Source organism: Gluconacetobacter entanii, assembly GCF_013155425.1.
Classification (GTDB): domain Bacteria; phylum Pseudomonadota; class Alphaproteobacteria; order Acetobacterales; family Acetobacteraceae; genus Novacetimonas; species Novacetimonas entanii.
In genome coordinates this window covers 1-15,741 of the sequence record NZ_JABJWD010000039.1, presented here as the reverse complement: position 1 = coordinate 15,741, position 15,741 = coordinate 1, and the positions used below count along the sequence as shown (strand labels likewise).

Sequence of the window (15,741 nt, the reverse complement as noted above, 5' to 3'; positions counted from 1 at the left end):
AACACAAATACGGCCATTGTATAGCATACAGTTCTTTCGACAGGTGCAGGTGGTCGATTCACCCCCCGAAGTCAAGGGGCACGCCCTGATTTCCCCAAAAACACCGCGCGCTCATTGCATATCGGGAATGTTCCCGCCCCGCCGCAGCGACTCCAGCGCCAGCAGCCGGACACGCAGGTTTTCCCACTGGCGTTCGTCAAATTCCCCCGCCATCATGCGTTCGGTATCAAGGCGCACGTCGGCGGCAAAACGCTCCACGTTCAAAAGCGCGTAAAAATGCCACCATTCCTGCCGCACATCGACATCCATCAGGTCATCGCGTTCCTGCGCCGACAGTGGCAGGGGATGCGACGACAGCACGCGCGCGCGCATGTCCGACAGTTCCGCCGCCTCTATGCGCGTCAGCAGCGTGGCCATCAGCGTGGGGGCATCGGGATCACCGTCCTCCTCCGCCAGCATGTCGATCATGACGGCCCGCAGCGCGGAGAGTTCAACCGGCAGGTCCAGGCGGCAGTACGCATCCTGCACTTCCTCGACCACTTCGGGATGGCGCAGCAGGATGGCGGTCAGGATGCGCATGCGCTCCAGCGCCACGGCCTGCGCATCGAGGTCCGGCGCCACGGGCAGCACCCCCGCCGACGCGCGTGGCGGGGGTGCGGCCCCTTTCCTCTGCCCCTTGCGCCCGGAAGGGGCACGGCGGCGGAACGTGGAAAAGAAACGGTCCAGCAGGGTGGAGCGGTATTCCGACGCCAGCGCCCGGTCCGGGATCTGGGCCGCCGCCCCCTCCAGCCGCTGCCGCAGGGCCGCGCGCTGTTCCGGCCCGGGATCGCGCACCCCCTCGCTGAGCAGCCCGAACAGCACCTCGCTCAGCGGGCGCGCGCCGTCGATCAGGGCGGTCATCGCCGCCGTGCCGCGCTGGCGCAGCAGGCTGTCGGGATCCTCCCCCTCCGGCAGGGTGCAAAAGCGCAGGGTCCGTTCGACATTGAGCAGCGGCAGCGCCGTCTCCGCCGCCTTCACCGCCGCGCGCTGCCCCGCCGCATCGCCATCGAAACACAGCACCGGCGCGGGGGAGACCTGCCACAGCGCCTCCATCTGTTCCGCCGTCAGCGCCGTGCCCAGCGGGGCGACCGCGCCACCAAGCCCCGCCTGGTGCAGGGCGATGACATCCATGTAGCCTTCGACCACCAGCAGTTCGGGCCGTGGGGGGACATCCCCCCCGCCGCGTGGCCCACGCACCGCAGCGCGGGCGCGGTCAAGGCCGAACAGGACGCGGCGCTTGGCAAAGATCGCGGTTTCCGGGCCGTTGAGGTATTTGGGCTGCCCGTCGCCAAGGATACGCCCGCCAAAGGAGACCAGACGCCCGCGCCGGTCATGGATGGGAAAGGTGACGCGGTTGAAGAACAGCTCGCCCTTCGGCCGCCCCTGTTCATCCACGCGCATCAGGCCCGCCTGCGCCAGCATCTGCGGGGTGATGTCCTGCGCCGCGAGTTCCTGCACCAGTCCGCCGCGCCCGTCGCCGGACCAGCCAAGGCCGAAGCCTGCGATCGTCTCGTCCGTCAGGCCGCGCCCGCGCAGGTAGGCCAGCCCCTCGCGCCCCTCATTACGGTGCAGGCGCAGGCGCCACACCTGCTGCACCGCCTCCAGCACATCGCCCAGCGTGCGCGCCTCGCGCTGCATGTCGCGCTGGTGGCGGTCCATGCGCGGCATCTCCAGCCCCGAGGCGGTGGCGAGTTCCTCCACCGCCTCGGGGAAGGAGCGCCCCTCGCTCTGCATGACGAAGGAGATCACATCGCCATGCACGCCACAGCCGAAGCAGTGGAAATGGTCGTCATAGACATAGAATGACGGCGTCTTTTCCCCATGGAAGGGGCAGCACGCCTTCCAGTTCCGGCCGGAGCGCACAAGCTTCGTGCGCCGCCCGATGACCGATGTAATCGGGGTGCGGGCACGAAGTTCGTCCAGGAACGCGGGGTCGAATGCCATGGGCCGCTACGCCTTCAGCGCGCGGACAGCAGCGACTTGACCACCGAACTTGCGATCGCGGCATCCAGCGCGCTGCCGAACTGCGTCTTCAGCGCCGCCATGACACGGCCCATGTCCTTCATGGAGGTCGCATCCGTGCGTTCGATCGCCTCGCGCGCGGCGGCCTCGATCGTTTCCTCGTCAAGGTCGGCGGGCAGGTAGCTGCGGATCAGGGCGATTTCCGCCTCTTCCTTTTCCGCGAGTTCGGGACGCCCGCCCTGCAGGTACATCGCCGCAGACTCCGTGCGCGACTTCACCATGCTGCGCAGCATGCCGATCACGGCGTCGTCGCTGACCTTGTCCTCCCCCTTGGCGCGACCCGCGATGTCGAGGTCTTTCAGCTTTGCCGTGATCATGCGGATCGTGCCGACACGGTCGCTCTGCCCGGCCTTCATGGCTGTCTTGAGGTCTTCCATGAAACGTGCGCGCAAGGACATATTCAAACTCCTGTTGATAAAGGGGGATGTGGGACGGCCATCCCGTCCGGGAATGTTTTTCCCACGTCCCGCGACACGCAGGGGGTGCGGAATTTTCTTCCCATCGCCTGCGGCCGCTGATAGGAAATAGACCCGGAAGGGACAATCATCCAGATGCCGATGACAATAGAAGAGATCATAAAGCGCCTTGGCGGCCCCGAACAGGCCGCGCGCCTGACGGGTGTCAGTACCGAGGCCGTGCGCAAATGGCGACAGGCCCGCGCCATCCCGCCCAAGCACTGGACCGTGGTGCTGCGCGAAACCGGGCTGTCCCTGTCCGACCTGCAACCCGCCACAGAATCCGACCGACCGGAGCCCCCCATGACCGCGCCTTCCCCGACCGTCCCGGCCGAGCGCCCTCCCGCCGCGACCGCCGCCCTGATCCTGGCCGATGGCACCGTCCTGTGGGGACGCGGCTTTGGCGCACATGGCGAAGCCGCCTCCGCCATCGGGGAGATCTGCTTCTCCACCGGCATGACCGGCTATCAGGAAACCCTGACGGACCCGTCCTTCGCCGGGCAGATCATCACCTTCACCTTCCCCCATATCGGCAATGTCGGCACCACGCCGGAGGATGACGAGGCCGCGCGCGTCGCCGCCCGCGCGCTGGTGGTCAAGGAAGACCTGACCGCGCCCGCGAACTGGCGTTCGGTGGAATCGCTTGATGCGTGGCTGAAGGCACGCGGCATCCCGGGCATCTGCGGCATCGACACGCGCGCGATCACGCGCCGCATCCGCGATGGCGGCCCGCAGACGGCCATCGTCGCCTACCCCGCCGACGGCAGGATCGACATCGCAGCACTTCAGGCGCAGGCCCGCGCGTGGCCGGGGCTGGAGGGCATGGACCTTGCGCGCGAAGTCACCTGCGCCAAACCCTACGCCTGGGATGAGGGCGTGTGGCACTGGCCGCACGGCACCGTGCCGCTGCCGGCAAAGCGCCGCCGCGTCGTCGCCGTCGATTACGGGGCGAAGCGCAATATCCTGCGCTGCCTGTCATCGGCCGGGTGCGAGGTGATCGTCGTCCCCGCCACCGCCACGGCCGAAGACATCCTGTCGCACGATCCGGCGGGCGTGTTCCTGTCCAACGGCCCCGGCGACCCGGCGGCCACCGCGTCCTATGCCGTCCCCGCCATCCGTGGCGTGCTTGACGCGGGCAAGCCGGTGTTCGGCATCTGCCTTGGCCACCAGTTGCTGGCCCTGACGCTGGGGGCGAAGACCTACAAGCTGGAGCGCGGGCATCGCGGCGCGAACCAGCCCGTCAAGGACCTCGCCACCGGCAAGGTGGAAATCACCAGCCAGAACCATGGCTTCGCCGTGGATGACAAGACCCTGCCCGATGGCGTGCGCGCGACGCATATCAGCCTGTTCGACGGATCGAACGAAGGCATCGCGTCCGACCGCTACCCCGCGTTTTCGGTGCAGTACCATCCCGAATCCAGCCCCGGCCCGTCGGACAGCCGTTACCTGTTCGACCGTTTCGTCGCCCTGATCGACTCCCTCTCCCCCACCGCCTGAAAGCCGTATCGACATGCCCAAACGGACAGATATCAGCTCCATCCTGATTATCGGCGCCGGCCCGATCGTGATCGGCCAGGCGTGCGAATTCGACTATTCCGGCGCGCAGGCGTGCAAGGCCCTGAAGGAAGAGGGCTATCGCGTCATCCTCGTCAATTCCAATCCGGCGACGATCATGACCGATCCGGGCCTTGCGGATGCGACCTATATCGAGCCGATCACCCCGGAATTCGTCGAACGCATCATCCTGCGTGAAAAGCCCGACGCCATCCTGCCGACCATGGGCGGGCAGACCGCGCTGAACACGGCGATGGCACTCGACAAGTCGGGCTTCCTCAAAAAGCATAATGTCGAACTGATCGGCGCGAACGCCGAGGTGATCGACCGTGCCGAGGACCGGCAGAAGTTCCGCGAGGCGATGGACGCCATCGGCATCGAAAGCCCGCGCAGCGTCATCGCCCACACACTGGCCGAAGCGCGCGAGGCGCTCAAGCAGGTGGGCCTGCCATCAGTCATCCGCCCGTCCTTCACCATGGGCGGGTCGGGTGGCGGCATCGCCTATAACCGCGAGGAGTTCGACCGCATCGTCTCCTCCGGCCTCGACGCCTCCCCCACGACCGAGGTGCTGATCGAGGAATCCGTCCTCGGCTGGAAAGAGTACGAGATGGAGGTCGTGCGCGACGCCGCCGACAACTGCATCATCATCTGCTCCATCGAGAACATCGACCCGATGGGCGTGCATACGGGTGATTCCATCACCGTCGCCCCGGCGCTGACGCTGACGGACAAGGAATACCAGCGCATGCGCGACGCCTCCCTGGCGTGCCTGCGCAAGATCGGGGTGGAAACCGGCGGGTCAAACGTGCAGTTCGGCATCAACCCCGTCGATGGCCGCATGGTCGTGATCGAGATGAACCCCCGCGTCTCGCGCTCCTCCGCGCTGGCGTCCAAGGCGACGGGCTTCCCCATCGCCAAGATCGCGGCGAAGCTTGCGGTGGGCTACACGCTTGACGAACTGGCCAACGACATCACCGGCGGCAGCACCCCGGCCTCGTTCGAGCCGACGATCGATTACGTCGTCGTCAAGATCCCGCGCTTCACGTTCGAAAAGTTCCCCGGCACGCCGGCGCTGCTGTCCACCAGCATGAAATCCGTGGGCGAGGCGATGGCCATCGGCCGCTCCTTCCCCGAGGCGATGCAGAAGGGCCTGCGGTCCATGGAAATCGGGCTTTCGGGCCTCGACCCCGTGGACGCGCCGGGCGATGGCGGGCCGGACGCCTTCCGTGCCGCCCTGTCGCAGCCACGCCCCGAACGCATCCTGATGGCGGCGCAGGCCCTGCGCGCGGGCCTGAGCGTCGAGGACATCCACGACGCCTGCAGGTTCGAGCCGTGGTTCCTGCGTGAACTGCAAAAGATCATCGCCGCCGAACATGCCATCGTGCGCGACGGCCTGCCGCGTGACGCGGACAAGATGCGCGCGCTGAAAAGCCTCGGCTTCTCCGACGTGCAGCTTGGGCGGCTGTCGGGCACGTCAGCGGCGGAGATCCTCGAACTGCGCACGCGCCTTGGGGTCACGCCCGCCTACAAGCGGATCGACACCTGCGCGGGTGAGTTCGCATCGCCCACGCCATACATGTATTCCACGTATGAAGGTGGGTTCGGCGCGCCGGAATGCGAAAGCGACCCGACCGACCGGAAGAAGATCGTCATCCTTGGCGGCGGGCCGAACCGCATCGGACAGGGGATCGAGTTCGACTATTGCTGCGTGCATGCGGCCTATGCCCTGCGTGAGGCCGGGTTCGAGACCATCATGGTCAACTGCAACCCCGAGACGGTGTCCACCGATTACGACACGTCCGACCGGCTGTATTTCGAGCCCCTGACGGCAGAGGACGTGATCGCCCTGATCCGCCGCGAACAGGAAAACGGCACCGTGCTGGGCTGCATCGTGCAGTATGGCGGCCAGACGCCGCTGAAGCTGTCACATGCGCTGGAGACGGCGGGGATTGCGCTGCTGGGCACGCCGGCGGACGCCATCGACCGGGCAGAGGACCGCGAACGCTTCCAGGCGATGCTGCACAAGGTCGGCCTGCGCCAGCCCGAAAACGGCATCGCACGGTCGCTGGCGGAAGCCGAGGACGTGGCCGACCGGATCGGATACCCCGTCGTGGTGCGCCCGTCCTATGTGCTGGGTGGGCGCGCGATGGAAATCGTGCATGACCGCGCCAGCCTGCAGCGCTACATGCGCGTGGCGCTGCAGCTTGCGGGGCATGACGTGGCCTCGGGTCCGGTGCTGATCGACCGCTACCTCAACGACGCGATCGAGGCCGACGTGGACTGCATCGCCGATGGCACCGACGTCTATGTCGCCGGTGTCATGGAACATATCGAGGAAGCGGGCATCCATTCGGGCGACAGCGCCTGTTCGCTGCCGCCCTATACCCTCTCGCCCGCCATCGTCACCGAACTGAAGGCGCAGACGGAGGCCATGGCCCGCGAACTCGGCATTGTCGGGCTGATGAACGTGCAGTACGCGATCAAGGGGCACGACATCTTCGTCCTTGAGGTCAATCCCCGCGCGTCGCGCACCGTGCCCTTCGTCGCCAAGGCCACGGGCGTTCCCGTCGCCAAGATCGGCGCGCGTGTCATGGCTGGCGCACACCTGTCGGAATTCCGCCTCGATGACCAGGCGGTGGCCCCGCATGTCGCGGTGAAGGAAGCGGTATTCCCGTTCAACCGCTTCCCCGACGTCGATACGATCCTCGGGCCGGAAATGCGCTCCACGGGTGAGGTCATGGGCCTCGATGCCTCGTTCGAGCGCGCGTTCGCCAAGTCGCAGCTTGCCGCCGGCGTGCGCCTGCCGCTGTCGGGGGAGGTGTTCCTGTCGGTGCGCGACAGCGACAAGGCCGCCGTCAAGTCGCTGGGCCGCCGCCTGGTGGACATGGGATTCAGCGTGGTCGCAACCCGTGGCACCGCGCAGTGCCTACGTGACGCGGGCGTCGAGGTGCGCGTGGTCAACAAGGTGCTGGAGGGTCGTCCCAACTGCGTGGATGCGATCCGTTCGGGCGAAATCCAGATGGTCATCAACACCGCGCAGGGCGCGCAGGCGGTTGCCGACAGCTTTGACATCCGCCGTTCCGCGCTGACGCATGGCATCCCGCATTACACCACCATCGCGGGCGCACGGGCCGCGACCTATGCGATTGCTGCGATGCGCGACGGGGTTCTTGAAGTCGCGCCGCTTCAATCCTACTTTAAGGGATCGTACTGAACGCCATGCATGCCCCTGCCCGTCCGTCGGCCCCATCGGCCGCGCGGATGGGCGGGGGTCGTTTCATGCGGGCGTCCGCCATGACCACACCATCCGTCAGTCATCGAACGCTGACCTTCACCCCGGGGATACATCTTGCAGAAATTTCCGATGACAGGCGCTGGCCTGCAACGGCTCGAAGAAGAACTTCGCAAGCTCAAGAGTGAAGAACGCCCGGCCATCATACGGGCCATCGCCGAGGCGCGCAGCCACGGCGACCTGTCGGAAAATGCCGAATACCACGCCGCGCGCGAACGCCAGTCCTTTACCGAGGGCCGCATCCTCGAACTGGAGGAGATCGTCTCCTCCGCCGAGGTGATCGACCCTGCCACCCTGTCGGGCGACCAGGTGAAATTCGGCGCGCGCGTCCATCTCGTGGACGAGGAAACCGACAAGGAAGCCACCTACCAGATCGTCGGCGTCTATGAGGCCGACATCAAGCAGGGCCTGCTGTCCGTCTCCTCCCCGCTGGCCAAGTCGCTGATCGGCAAGAGCGTGGGCGATACCGTGTCCGTCCCGGCCCCCGGTGGCGACCGGACCTATGAAATACTGGCCGTCACCTACGGCTGAGGCGAAGAACGTGATCACATTCGACGATATCCGCGCCGCCGCACGGCGGATCGAAGGGCGTGTCCTGCGCACCCCGACCCTTCCGTCGCAGGCGCTTTCGCGGGCGACCGGCGCGGATATCGTGCTCAAGCTCGACAACCTGCAGGCCGTGGGGTCCTTCAAGGAACGTGGCGCCGCCAACAAGCTTGCGCTGCTGGATGAGAGCGAGCGCAGGCGCGGCGTGATCACGGTTTCCGCCGGGAACCATGCGCAGGGCGTGGCCCGCCATGCCTCGCTTCTGGGCATTGACGCGGTGATCGTCATGCCGCGCTTCACCCCCGTGGCCAAGGTGACGCGCACCGCCGCGTGGGGCGCGCGCGTCGTCCTGCATGGCGACAACTTCGCCGAGGCCACGGCCCATGCCAACGAACTGTGCGAGCGCGAGGGCCGGGTGTTCGTCCATCCCTATGACGACCCCGAGGTCATGGCCGGGCAGGGCACCTTCGCCCTCGAACTGCTGGAGGATGCCGGCGAACTCGACACCTTCGTCTGCCCCATTGGCGGTGGCGGACTGCTGTCGGGCTGCGCGGTGAGCGCGCGCGCGCTGCGTCCGGGCATGGACATCATGGGCGTGCAGGTGGAGAACTACTCCTCGCTTTCCGGCTTTCCCGGTGATGAGGTGCTTCCCCCCGGCGGCCCGACCATTGCCGAGGGGATCGCGGTGCTCAAGGTTGGGCGCCAGCCACTCGAGGTTCTGCGCGAACATGTCTCCACCGTGCTGACGGTGCCCGAAAGCGCGATCGAGACCGCGATCACCATGCTGGCCGAAGGGGCCAAGCAGGTGAGCGAGGGCGCGGGTGCGACCGCACTGGCCGCCGTGCTGACCTATCCCGAACTGTTCCGGGGCAAGCGGGTCGCGCTGCCGATCACGGGTGGCAACATCGACAGCCGCATCCTTGCCAACACGCTGCTGCGCTCGCTCCTGCGCGACGGGCGGCTTTTGTGCCTGAAGATGGAAATTCCCGACCGTCCCGGCGTGCTGGCCGACATCTCGCGCAAGATCGGCGAGGCGGGCGGCAACATCATCGAGGTCTCGCACCAGCGCCTGTTCACCACGCCAAGCGTGCAGGCCGCCGAACTCGAGGTCATGATCGAGGCACGCGACCCCGAACATGCCCGCGCGCTGGAGGCGGAACTGTCGAAGACCTATATCGTGCGGCGGGCGTGAGGGGGTGCTGCCTTTTTTAAAAGGGCAGCGTCTTTCGAAGCTTTTTCGTTCAAAAGCTTCACCAAAAACTTTTATGACTTTCCCTGATTTTCCAGAACTTCCCGGACAATTCTGCGGACAATGAATCAGGGTGCAGGGAGCGCGCTCCCTGCCGGGTCCGGGCAGAGCCCGGGGCTTCCTTCCCTACTTCGTGCCGAACAGGCGGTCCCCCGCATCCCCGAGGCCGGGCCGGATATAGCCATGGCCGTCAAGTTCGCGGTCAATCGCACAGGTGACGATCCGCACATCGGGATGTTCCGCACGCAGGCAGGCGACGCCCTGCGGTGCGGCCAGCAGGCAGACGAAGACGATATTTTCCGCCCCCGCCTGTTTCAGGCGCGCGATTGCCGCCGCGGCACTGTGGCCCGTCGCCAGCATCGGGTCCACCACGATGCAGATGCGCCGCCCGATATCGTCAGGCAGCTTGAGGTAATATTCCACAGGCTCCAGCGTTTCGGGATCACGGAACAGGCCGATATGTCCCACCCGCGCCGACGGCACGAGGTCGAGCATCCCGTCAAGGATCCCGTTCCCCGCCCGCAGGATGGAGACAAGGCAGAGCTTCTTGCCCGCAAGGCGGGGCGCGTCCATGCGCTCCAGCGGGGTTTCGATCTCCACATTCTCCAGCGGCAGATCACGCATCGCCTCGTAGCCCAGCAGCACGCTGAGTTCGCGCGCCAGCGTGCGGAACTCCCCTGTCGAGGTCCGCGCGTCACGCATCAGCGTCAGCTTGTGCTGCGCCAGCGGATGCGTGACGACCACGACGCCGGGGTCATGGGAAAAGTCCGTCATGCCCCCACCCCGCCATCGCGCGGGACGAATGTCAGCACGATGCCGTTCATGCAGTAGCGCTGCCCCGTGGGCGGCGGCCCGTCGGGGAAGACATGGCCCAGATGGCCGTGGCAGTGTGCGCAGTGGACCTCCGTCCGGGTCATGCCGTGACTGGTGTCCGTGGTGGTGGCGACCGCGCCGGGCAGCGCCTGCGTAAAGGACGGCCAGCCACTTCCGCTGTCATACTTGGCGGTGGAGGAAAACAGCGCGGCGCCACATCCGGCGCAACGATATTCGCCGGGGCGTTTTTCGTCATTCAGGGGGCTGGAACCGGGACGTTCGGTTCCATGTTCACGCAGGACACGCACCTGTTCCGGCGTCAGGCAGCCACACCCGCCCGGTCCGCTTTCCGTCTGGTCCATCGTCATTTTCCTTTCATAATGCCCTCGGCAGGCATTCCGCAGGGATGTCATTTAGGGCATTATGGGCGACAAAATAAGGGAGAGGAACAACCCATGCCCACCCATGCACCCGACCTTCAGGCCCGCCGTCCCGTCATGCTGGCGATCCTCGACGGATTTGGCTGGCGCGAGGATACGGCCGACAATGCCGTCGCCGCCGCCCATACCCCGACCTTCGACAGGCTGTGGGGCCATGACCCGCATGCGTTCCTGCGCACATGTGGGGAGGATGTCGGCCTGCCGGAAGGGCAGATGGGCAATTCGGAGGTCGGGCACCTCAATATCGGCGCGGGCCGCGTCGTCATGCAGGAACTGCCGCGCATCACCACCGCCCTGCGCGATGGCAGCGCGGCCGAAGCCCCGGTCATGCGCGATTTCCTTGCCGCGCTGAAGAAAAGCGGCGGCACGTGCCACCTGATGGGCCTCGTCTCCACCGGGGGCGTGCATGCGCACCAGGACCATGCCGTCGCACTGGCGAAGATCATCTGCGCGCAGGGGATTCCCGTCGCGGTGCACATCTTCAGCGACGGCCGCGACACGCCCCCCCATTCGGGGCGCGATTACGTGGCGCGCCTGCTGCGCGACCTGCCGCCGCAGGCCCGCATCGCCAGCATTTCAGGCCGGTATTACGCCATGGACCGCGATCGCCGGTGGGAGCGCGTGCAGAAGGTCTATGACGTCATCACCGCCGGCCACGGCCCGCATGCCGACAGCGCCGATGCCGTGCTGGAAGCGTCCTATGCCAGGGGCACCACGGACGAGTTCATCGACCCCACCGCCATCGGCGATTACCAGGGCATGAAGGATGGCGACGGCATCGTGTCGTTCAACTTCCGCGCCGATCGCATCCGCCAGTTGCTCGACGCGCTGCTGGAGCCAAAGTTCGAGGGGTTCCACCGCGAACGTATCATCCATTTCGCCGCCGTCCTTGGCATGACGCGCTATTCCGACAGGCTGGCGGAACTGATTTCCGTCCTGTTCCCGCCACAGGAACTGCGCGACCTGCTGGGCGATGTGGTCTCCGCCGCCGGGCGGAAGCAGCTTCGCATGGCGGAGACAGAGAAATATCCCCACGTCACCTACTTCCTCAATGGCGGGCGGGAGGAGCAACTGCCCGACGAGGACCGGATCATGGTCCCCTCCCCCAAGGTCGCGACCTATGACCTGCAGCCCGAAATGTCGGCCCCCGAACTGACGCAGCGCGCGGTGGAGGCGATCGACAGCGGCAAATACGACCTGATCGTCCTGAACTTCGCCAATCCCGACATGGTGGGCCATACCGGCGTGCTGGCAGCGGCGATCAAGGCGGTCGAAGCGGTGGATACCGGCCTTGGCCGTATCGTGGACGCCATCGACCGCGCGGGCGGCGCGCTGCTGGTCACGGCGGACCATGGCAATGCCGAAACCATGTTCGATCCCGAAACACAGGGACCGCACACCGCCCATACCCTCAATGTCGTGCCGGTCGTGCTGCATGGGGTGGCGGGCGCGCATGTGCATGACGGGCGACTGGCGGACCTTGCACCCACGCTGCTGGCGCTGATGGGTCTGGCGCAGCCTGCCGCCATGACGGGACGCTCCCTGCTGGATGGACCGACGCCATCCTGACGGCCGCCCCATCCGCCATTACCCTGCGTCGCGGTCTTTTCGTGGGGGTGTGCCTCGCCATTGTGCTGGCCGCCCCTTTCTGCCCTGCCGCGACGCCATCGGCCTCACACACGCTCCATCACGTGCACGGCCCGGCGGTCGCGACGCCGGAGGGGCACGAGACCCAGAGCATCCGCCGCCAGATCGAGAACGCCCGCACCGCGCGCGAGGCCCTGCTGGCGCGTGAGAAACAGCAGGGCGCGGAAATGCAGGCCCGCATCAAGGCCCAGCACGAGGCCGAGGCACAGGCCCAGCGTGATGCCGCCCGCGCCACCGAACTGTCGGCGGCGACGGTGGACGCAACCGCGCGCCTGCAACGCACGGAACAGGACACCGCCGACCTCGACAGCAGGATTGCCGCCCTGCACACCGAACAGGACACCCTGCACAGGGCGCTGACGCAGGATGTCGCGGCGCTGACGCCGCTGCTGCCGGTGGTCGAACGCCTCTCCCTCTATCCCGCCGACACGCTGCTTGCGGTGCCGCTGCCCGCCGATCGCGCGGTGACGGGCCTGCTGGTCATGCGCGGCCTGACCACGCGCATTGCCCAGCAGGCGCGCCAGATCCATGACCGTCGCGCCCGCCTGGCGCAGCTTGACGCCGAACTGGCGCAGCAGAAGGGGCGCATGACGCAACTGCTGGCGCAGCAGGAAAGCCAGCGCGACAGCGTCAACCGTTCCGCCCATGCCGCGCTGGAGGCGCAGAGGCAGTCCAACGCCGCCGTACGCAGCGCCACCCAGCAGGTGGAGGACGCGGCCCGCAAGGCGTCGAGCCTGCAGGACGCGATCGGCCGGATCGAGGAGGTCGAACGCACCGCACAGGCCAACCTTGAACGCGCGGCACAGGAGGCCGAGCGCGCCCACCGCACGCAGGAGGCCGAGGCCACGCGCGCCCGTGCCCGCGCCCTTGCCGCGGGGCCGGGTCCGGGCGTCAACGCGACACGTCCCGGCAGCGCGGGCGCCCCCGTGCCCGGCAGCATCGTCACAGGATGGGGCCAGTCCACCGAAAGCGGCCCGGCCAGCGGCGTGACCTACGCCCCACCGTCACGCGCGACCGTGCGCGCGCCCTGCAGCGGGCGAGTCGATTTCGCGGGACCGTTCCGCTCCTACGGGCAGATGATGATCCTCAATTGCGGGCAGCATTACCGCTTTGTCCTGGCCGGAATCGGGGACATGGCCGTCGCCCCGGGACAGCAGATCGTCAAGGGCGCGCCGGTGGGCCAGATGCCGGCCTGGTCGGGCGCGCAGGCACGGCCCACCCTGTTCGTGCAGTTGCGGCGCGGGGGCACCGCCGTTAACCCCGCGCCATACCTGTAGAATTGGTTTACACGGTTTCCGTGTGCATCAAGTTCGGTATAAGGTGTGCGACCGATGACGGACTATGACCCCCCTCCCATATGGGGCTGGTCACCATATGCAGGTCAGACGCCGATTGCGTGGATGGCCATTCAGGAGACGACGACGCATGAAGTTCCGTAATGGCCTGCTGCTTGGTTGCGCCTTTCTTGCTGGCATCGCGGCAGGTCCCCAGCTCGCCTTCCATTCGGGGGGACGCTGGCTTGACCTGACATCCATCGCCCATGCGGACAGCCCGTCACCCAAGGACAATTCCCCGCATGAGATCGAACAGCTCATGTTCCTGTTCGGCTACGTGCTGGAAAAGGTGAAGGCCAATTACGTCGAACCCGTCTCCACGCGCGACCTCATCACCAACGCGCTCAACGGCATGCTGACGGGGCTTGACCCGCACAGTTCCTACATGACGGAAAAGCAGTTTTCCGACCTGCAGGTCCAGACGAAGGGCACGTTCGGCGGCCTCGGGCTGGAGGTGCAGGGCGAGGACGGGCATGTGCGCGTCGTCTCCCCCGTGGACAACACGCCCGCCGCGCGCGCGGGGATCAAGCCGGGTGACTTCATCGTCGCCATCGACGGCAAGAACATCGACGGGCAGCCGCTCGACCAGGTCGTGACCCGCATGCGCGGCAAGCCCGACACGCGCATCACCCTGACCCTGATCCGTGAGAAGACGCCCAAGCCCATCATCGTGACCCTGACGCGCGCGATCATCCCGCTGCAGGTCATCAAGTCGGCGCTGTATGACTCCACCGGCTATATCCGCATCGCCCAGTTCAACGAGGAAACGCAGCGCGGTCTGGTTGACGCCTACAAGAAGCTGCAGGCCCAGACGCATGGCAAGCTCAACGGCCTGGTCATCGACCTGCGTTCCGACCCGGGCGGCCTGCTGACGCAGGCGATCGACGTCGGCGGCGACTTCATCAAGAATGGCGAGATCGTCTCCACCCGCGCGCGCCATGCGCAGGACAGCCAGCGCTGGGACGCGCATAACGTGGACATCACCAACGGCCTGCCGATCGTGGTGCTGATCAACGGTGGTTCCGCCTCCGCCAGTGAAATCGTGGCCGGTGCGCTGCAGGACCACCATCGCGCCGTGCTGGTGGGGGAAAAGACGTTCGGCAAGGGATCGGTGCAGACCATCCTGCCGATCCCGGGCGAAGGGGCGATCCGCCTGACCACGGCGCGGTACTACACGCCATCGGGCCGTTCCATCCAGGGTCTGGGCATCATGCCCGACATCATGGTCAAGGAAAGCCGCGATGATGACAGCTACAGCATCCGCGAGGCGGACCTGGCGCACATCATCAAGAACAGCGGCGGCAACACGGCGCAGGCCCCGACCCGCACCGACCTGCCTGCCATCGCCAAGACCCTGCCGCATGAACCGCCCGCCGGGTGGCCGGATTACGACCCGACCAAGCCCACCACCGATTTCCAGTTGCAGGAGGGCCTGAAGGTCGTCCATGCGATGGCGGGCCTGCCGGTCACGCCCGACACCACCAAGGCGAACGCAGCGGCCCCCACCAAGGTCAATACCCCCACGACGCAGGCCAAGCCCGCGACGAAGGACACCCCCGCCGAACAGCAGGCGCCAGCCACCCCCGTGCCGGCCACACCTGCGCCTGCGGCACCAGCGACGACAACGCCGCCCGCCGCACCGGCCACGCCGGCCAAACCCGCGACACCTTCCACCCCCGCCCATCCATGAGCATCGACAAGGCCACCCTGCCCTATCGCCCCAATGTTGGGGCGATGCTGTTCAATATGCGGGGCGAGGTGCTGATGGCGCGCCGCACCGACATGCCCGGCGCGGGCGGCCCCGCCAGCGACGGCGTGTGGCAGTGCCCGCAGGGCGGCATCGACGAAGGGGAAAATCCCCGGCAGGCGGTGATGCGCGAACTGATGGAGGAGATCGGCACCGACCATGCCGTCATCCTTGGCGAATATCCGCAATGGATCAGCTATGACCTGCCCGACCACCTGATCGGCAGGGCACTGGGCGGCCAGTACCGGGGACAGACACAGAAATGGTTTGCCCTGCGCTTTACGGGGCGCGACAGCGATATCCGGCTCGACACGCACCTGCCCGCCGAATTCGACATGTGGCAGTGGGTGCCCGCGGCGGACATCTCGCGACTCAATGTCGGGTTCAAGCGTCCGATCTATGATCAGGTGATACAGGAATTCAGCCGGTTTGCGCGACCGGCTGATGCATAAATTCCTTAAATAACAAAAGTTTTTGGGTGCCGCCTTTTGATCGAAAAAGGCGACGTCTTTCGAAGCTTTTTGGGGCCTGTTGGGAATTATGCTTTTTTCAAGCATCTGCATATGATTCAAAGCCTGTATGGATCGCTTCGTACTGACAGAC

At 66.5% G+C, this 15,741-nt stretch carries 12 protein-coding genes; 8 read left to right on the top strand and 4 right to left on the bottom strand.

What is annotated here, in order from left to right; all coding sequences use genetic code 11:
- Nucleotides 1–111: 111 nt before the first annotated feature.
- Complete coding sequence (dnaG, locus tag HNH97_RS07085) at nucleotides 112–1,983, bottom strand: DNA primase (RefSeq protein ID WP_171790433.1); 1,872 nt, start codon at nucleotides 1,981–1,983, stop codon at nucleotides 112–114.
- Between the two features lie 14 nt (nucleotides 1,984–1,997).
- On the bottom strand, nucleotides 1,998–2,459 hold the full coding sequence (locus HNH97_RS07080; RefSeq protein WP_171790432.1) for a GatB/YqeY domain-containing protein: 462 nt from the start codon (nucleotides 2,457–2,459) through the stop codon (nucleotides 1,998–2,000).
- 153 nt (nucleotides 2,460–2,612) lie between these two features.
- On the opposite strand from HNH97_RS07080, the gene carA reads away from it, so the two are divergent.
- From carA to HNH97_RS07060, 4 genes are all read left to right on the top strand, one after another.
- Nucleotides 2,613–4,013, top strand: coding sequence for a glutamine-hydrolyzing carbamoyl-phosphate synthase small subunit (gene carA, locus HNH97_RS07075; RefSeq protein ID WP_171790431.1), 1,401 nt, complete (start codon nucleotides 2,613–2,615; stop codon nucleotides 4,011–4,013).
- A gap of 13 nt (nucleotides 4,014–4,026) precedes the next feature.
- A complete protein-coding gene (carB, locus tag HNH97_RS07070) occupies nucleotides 4,027–7,284 on the top strand; it encodes a carbamoyl-phosphate synthase large subunit (RefSeq protein WP_171790430.1) in 3,258 nt (1,085 codons plus the stop codon).
- A 135-nt stretch (nucleotides 7,285–7,419) separates the two neighbouring features.
- A complete protein-coding gene (greA, locus tag HNH97_RS07065; protein WP_110096030.1) occupies nucleotides 7,420–7,893 on the top strand; it encodes a transcription elongation factor GreA in 474 nt (157 codons plus the stop codon).
- Between the two features lie 10 nt (nucleotides 7,894–7,903).
- Complete coding sequence (locus HNH97_RS07060) at nucleotides 7,904–9,100, top strand: threonine ammonia-lyase (protein ID WP_110912149.1); 1,197 nt, start codon at nucleotides 7,904–7,906, stop codon at nucleotides 9,098–9,100.
- 183 nt (nucleotides 9,101–9,283) lie between these two features.
- On the opposite strand, the gene upp is transcribed toward HNH97_RS07060, so the two are convergent.
- Both upp and msrB read right to left on the bottom strand, forming a co-directional pair.
- Nucleotides 9,284–9,931, bottom strand: coding sequence for a uracil phosphoribosyltransferase (gene upp, locus HNH97_RS07055; RefSeq protein WP_110912148.1), 648 nt, complete (start codon nucleotides 9,929–9,931; stop codon nucleotides 9,284–9,286).
- Nucleotides 9,928–10,338, bottom strand: a complete 411-nt coding sequence (msrB, locus tag HNH97_RS07050) for a peptide-methionine (R)-S-oxide reductase MsrB (RefSeq protein WP_171790429.1) — start codon at nucleotides 10,336–10,338, stop codon at nucleotides 9,928–9,930. The genes upp and msrB overlap by 4 nt, the downstream gene beginning before the upstream one ends.
- An 87-nt stretch (nucleotides 10,339–10,425) precedes the next feature.
- Between msrB and gpmI the strand changes: the two genes are divergently transcribed.
- From gpmI to HNH97_RS07030, 4 genes are all read left to right on the top strand, one after another.
- Nucleotides 10,426–11,979, top strand: coding sequence for a 2,3-bisphosphoglycerate-independent phosphoglycerate mutase (gene gpmI / locus HNH97_RS07045; protein WP_171790428.1), 1,554 nt, complete (start codon nucleotides 10,426–10,428; stop codon nucleotides 11,977–11,979).
- Nucleotides 11,980–12,020: 41 nt separating this feature from the next.
- Nucleotides 12,021–13,334 carry a murein hydrolase activator EnvC family protein gene (locus tag HNH97_RS07040; RefSeq protein ID WP_320442947.1) on the top strand — a complete coding sequence of 438 codons (1,314 nt, stop codon included), beginning with the start codon at nucleotides 12,021–12,023 and terminating at the stop codon, nucleotides 13,332–13,334.
- 148 nt (nucleotides 13,335–13,482) lie between these two features.
- Nucleotides 13,483–15,081, top strand: coding sequence for a S41 family peptidase (locus HNH97_RS07035; RefSeq protein ID WP_171790427.1), 1,599 nt, complete (start codon nucleotides 13,483–13,485; stop codon nucleotides 15,079–15,081).
- Complete coding sequence (locus tag HNH97_RS07030; RefSeq protein WP_171790426.1) at nucleotides 15,078–15,590, top strand: RNA pyrophosphohydrolase; 513 nt, start codon at nucleotides 15,078–15,080, stop codon at nucleotides 15,588–15,590. The genes HNH97_RS07035 and HNH97_RS07030 overlap by 4 nt, the downstream gene beginning before the upstream one ends.
- The last annotated feature ends 151 nt before the right edge of the window (nucleotides 15,591–15,741 follow it).

What these genes read in the sequence shown, in the direction of transcription:
- upp (WP_110912148.1), bottom strand. Translation starts at nt 9,931, where the DNA reads ATGACGGACTTTTCCCATGACCCCGGCGTCGTGGTCGTCACGCATCCG.
- HNH97_RS07030 (WP_171790426.1), top strand. Translation starts at nt 15,078, where the DNA reads ATGAGCATCGACAAGGCCACCCTGCCCTATCGCCCCAATGTTGGGGCG.
- HNH97_RS07080 (WP_171790432.1), bottom strand. Translation starts at nt 2,459, where the DNA reads ATGTCCTTGCGCGCACGTTTCATGGAAGACCTCAAGACAGCCATGAAG.
- msrB (WP_171790429.1), bottom strand. Translation starts at nt 10,338, where the DNA reads ATGACGATGGACCAGACGGAAAGCGGACCGGGCGGGTGTGGCTGCCTG.
- carB (WP_171790430.1), top strand. Translation starts at nt 4,027, where the DNA reads ATGCCCAAACGGACAGATATCAGCTCCATCCTGATTATCGGCGCCGGC.
- gpmI (WP_171790428.1), top strand. Translation starts at nt 10,426, where the DNA reads ATGCCCACCCATGCACCCGACCTTCAGGCCCGCCGTCCCGTCATGCTG.
- carA (WP_171790431.1), top strand. Translation starts at nt 2,613, where the DNA reads ATGCCGATGACAATAGAAGAGATCATAAAGCGCCTTGGCGGCCCCGAA.
- dnaG (WP_171790433.1), bottom strand. Translation starts at nt 1,983, where the DNA reads ATGGCATTCGACCCCGCGTTCCTGGACGAACTTCGTGCCCGCACCCCG.
- HNH97_RS07035 (WP_171790427.1), top strand. Translation starts at nt 13,483, where the DNA reads ATGAAGTTCCGTAATGGCCTGCTGCTTGGTTGCGCCTTTCTTGCTGGC.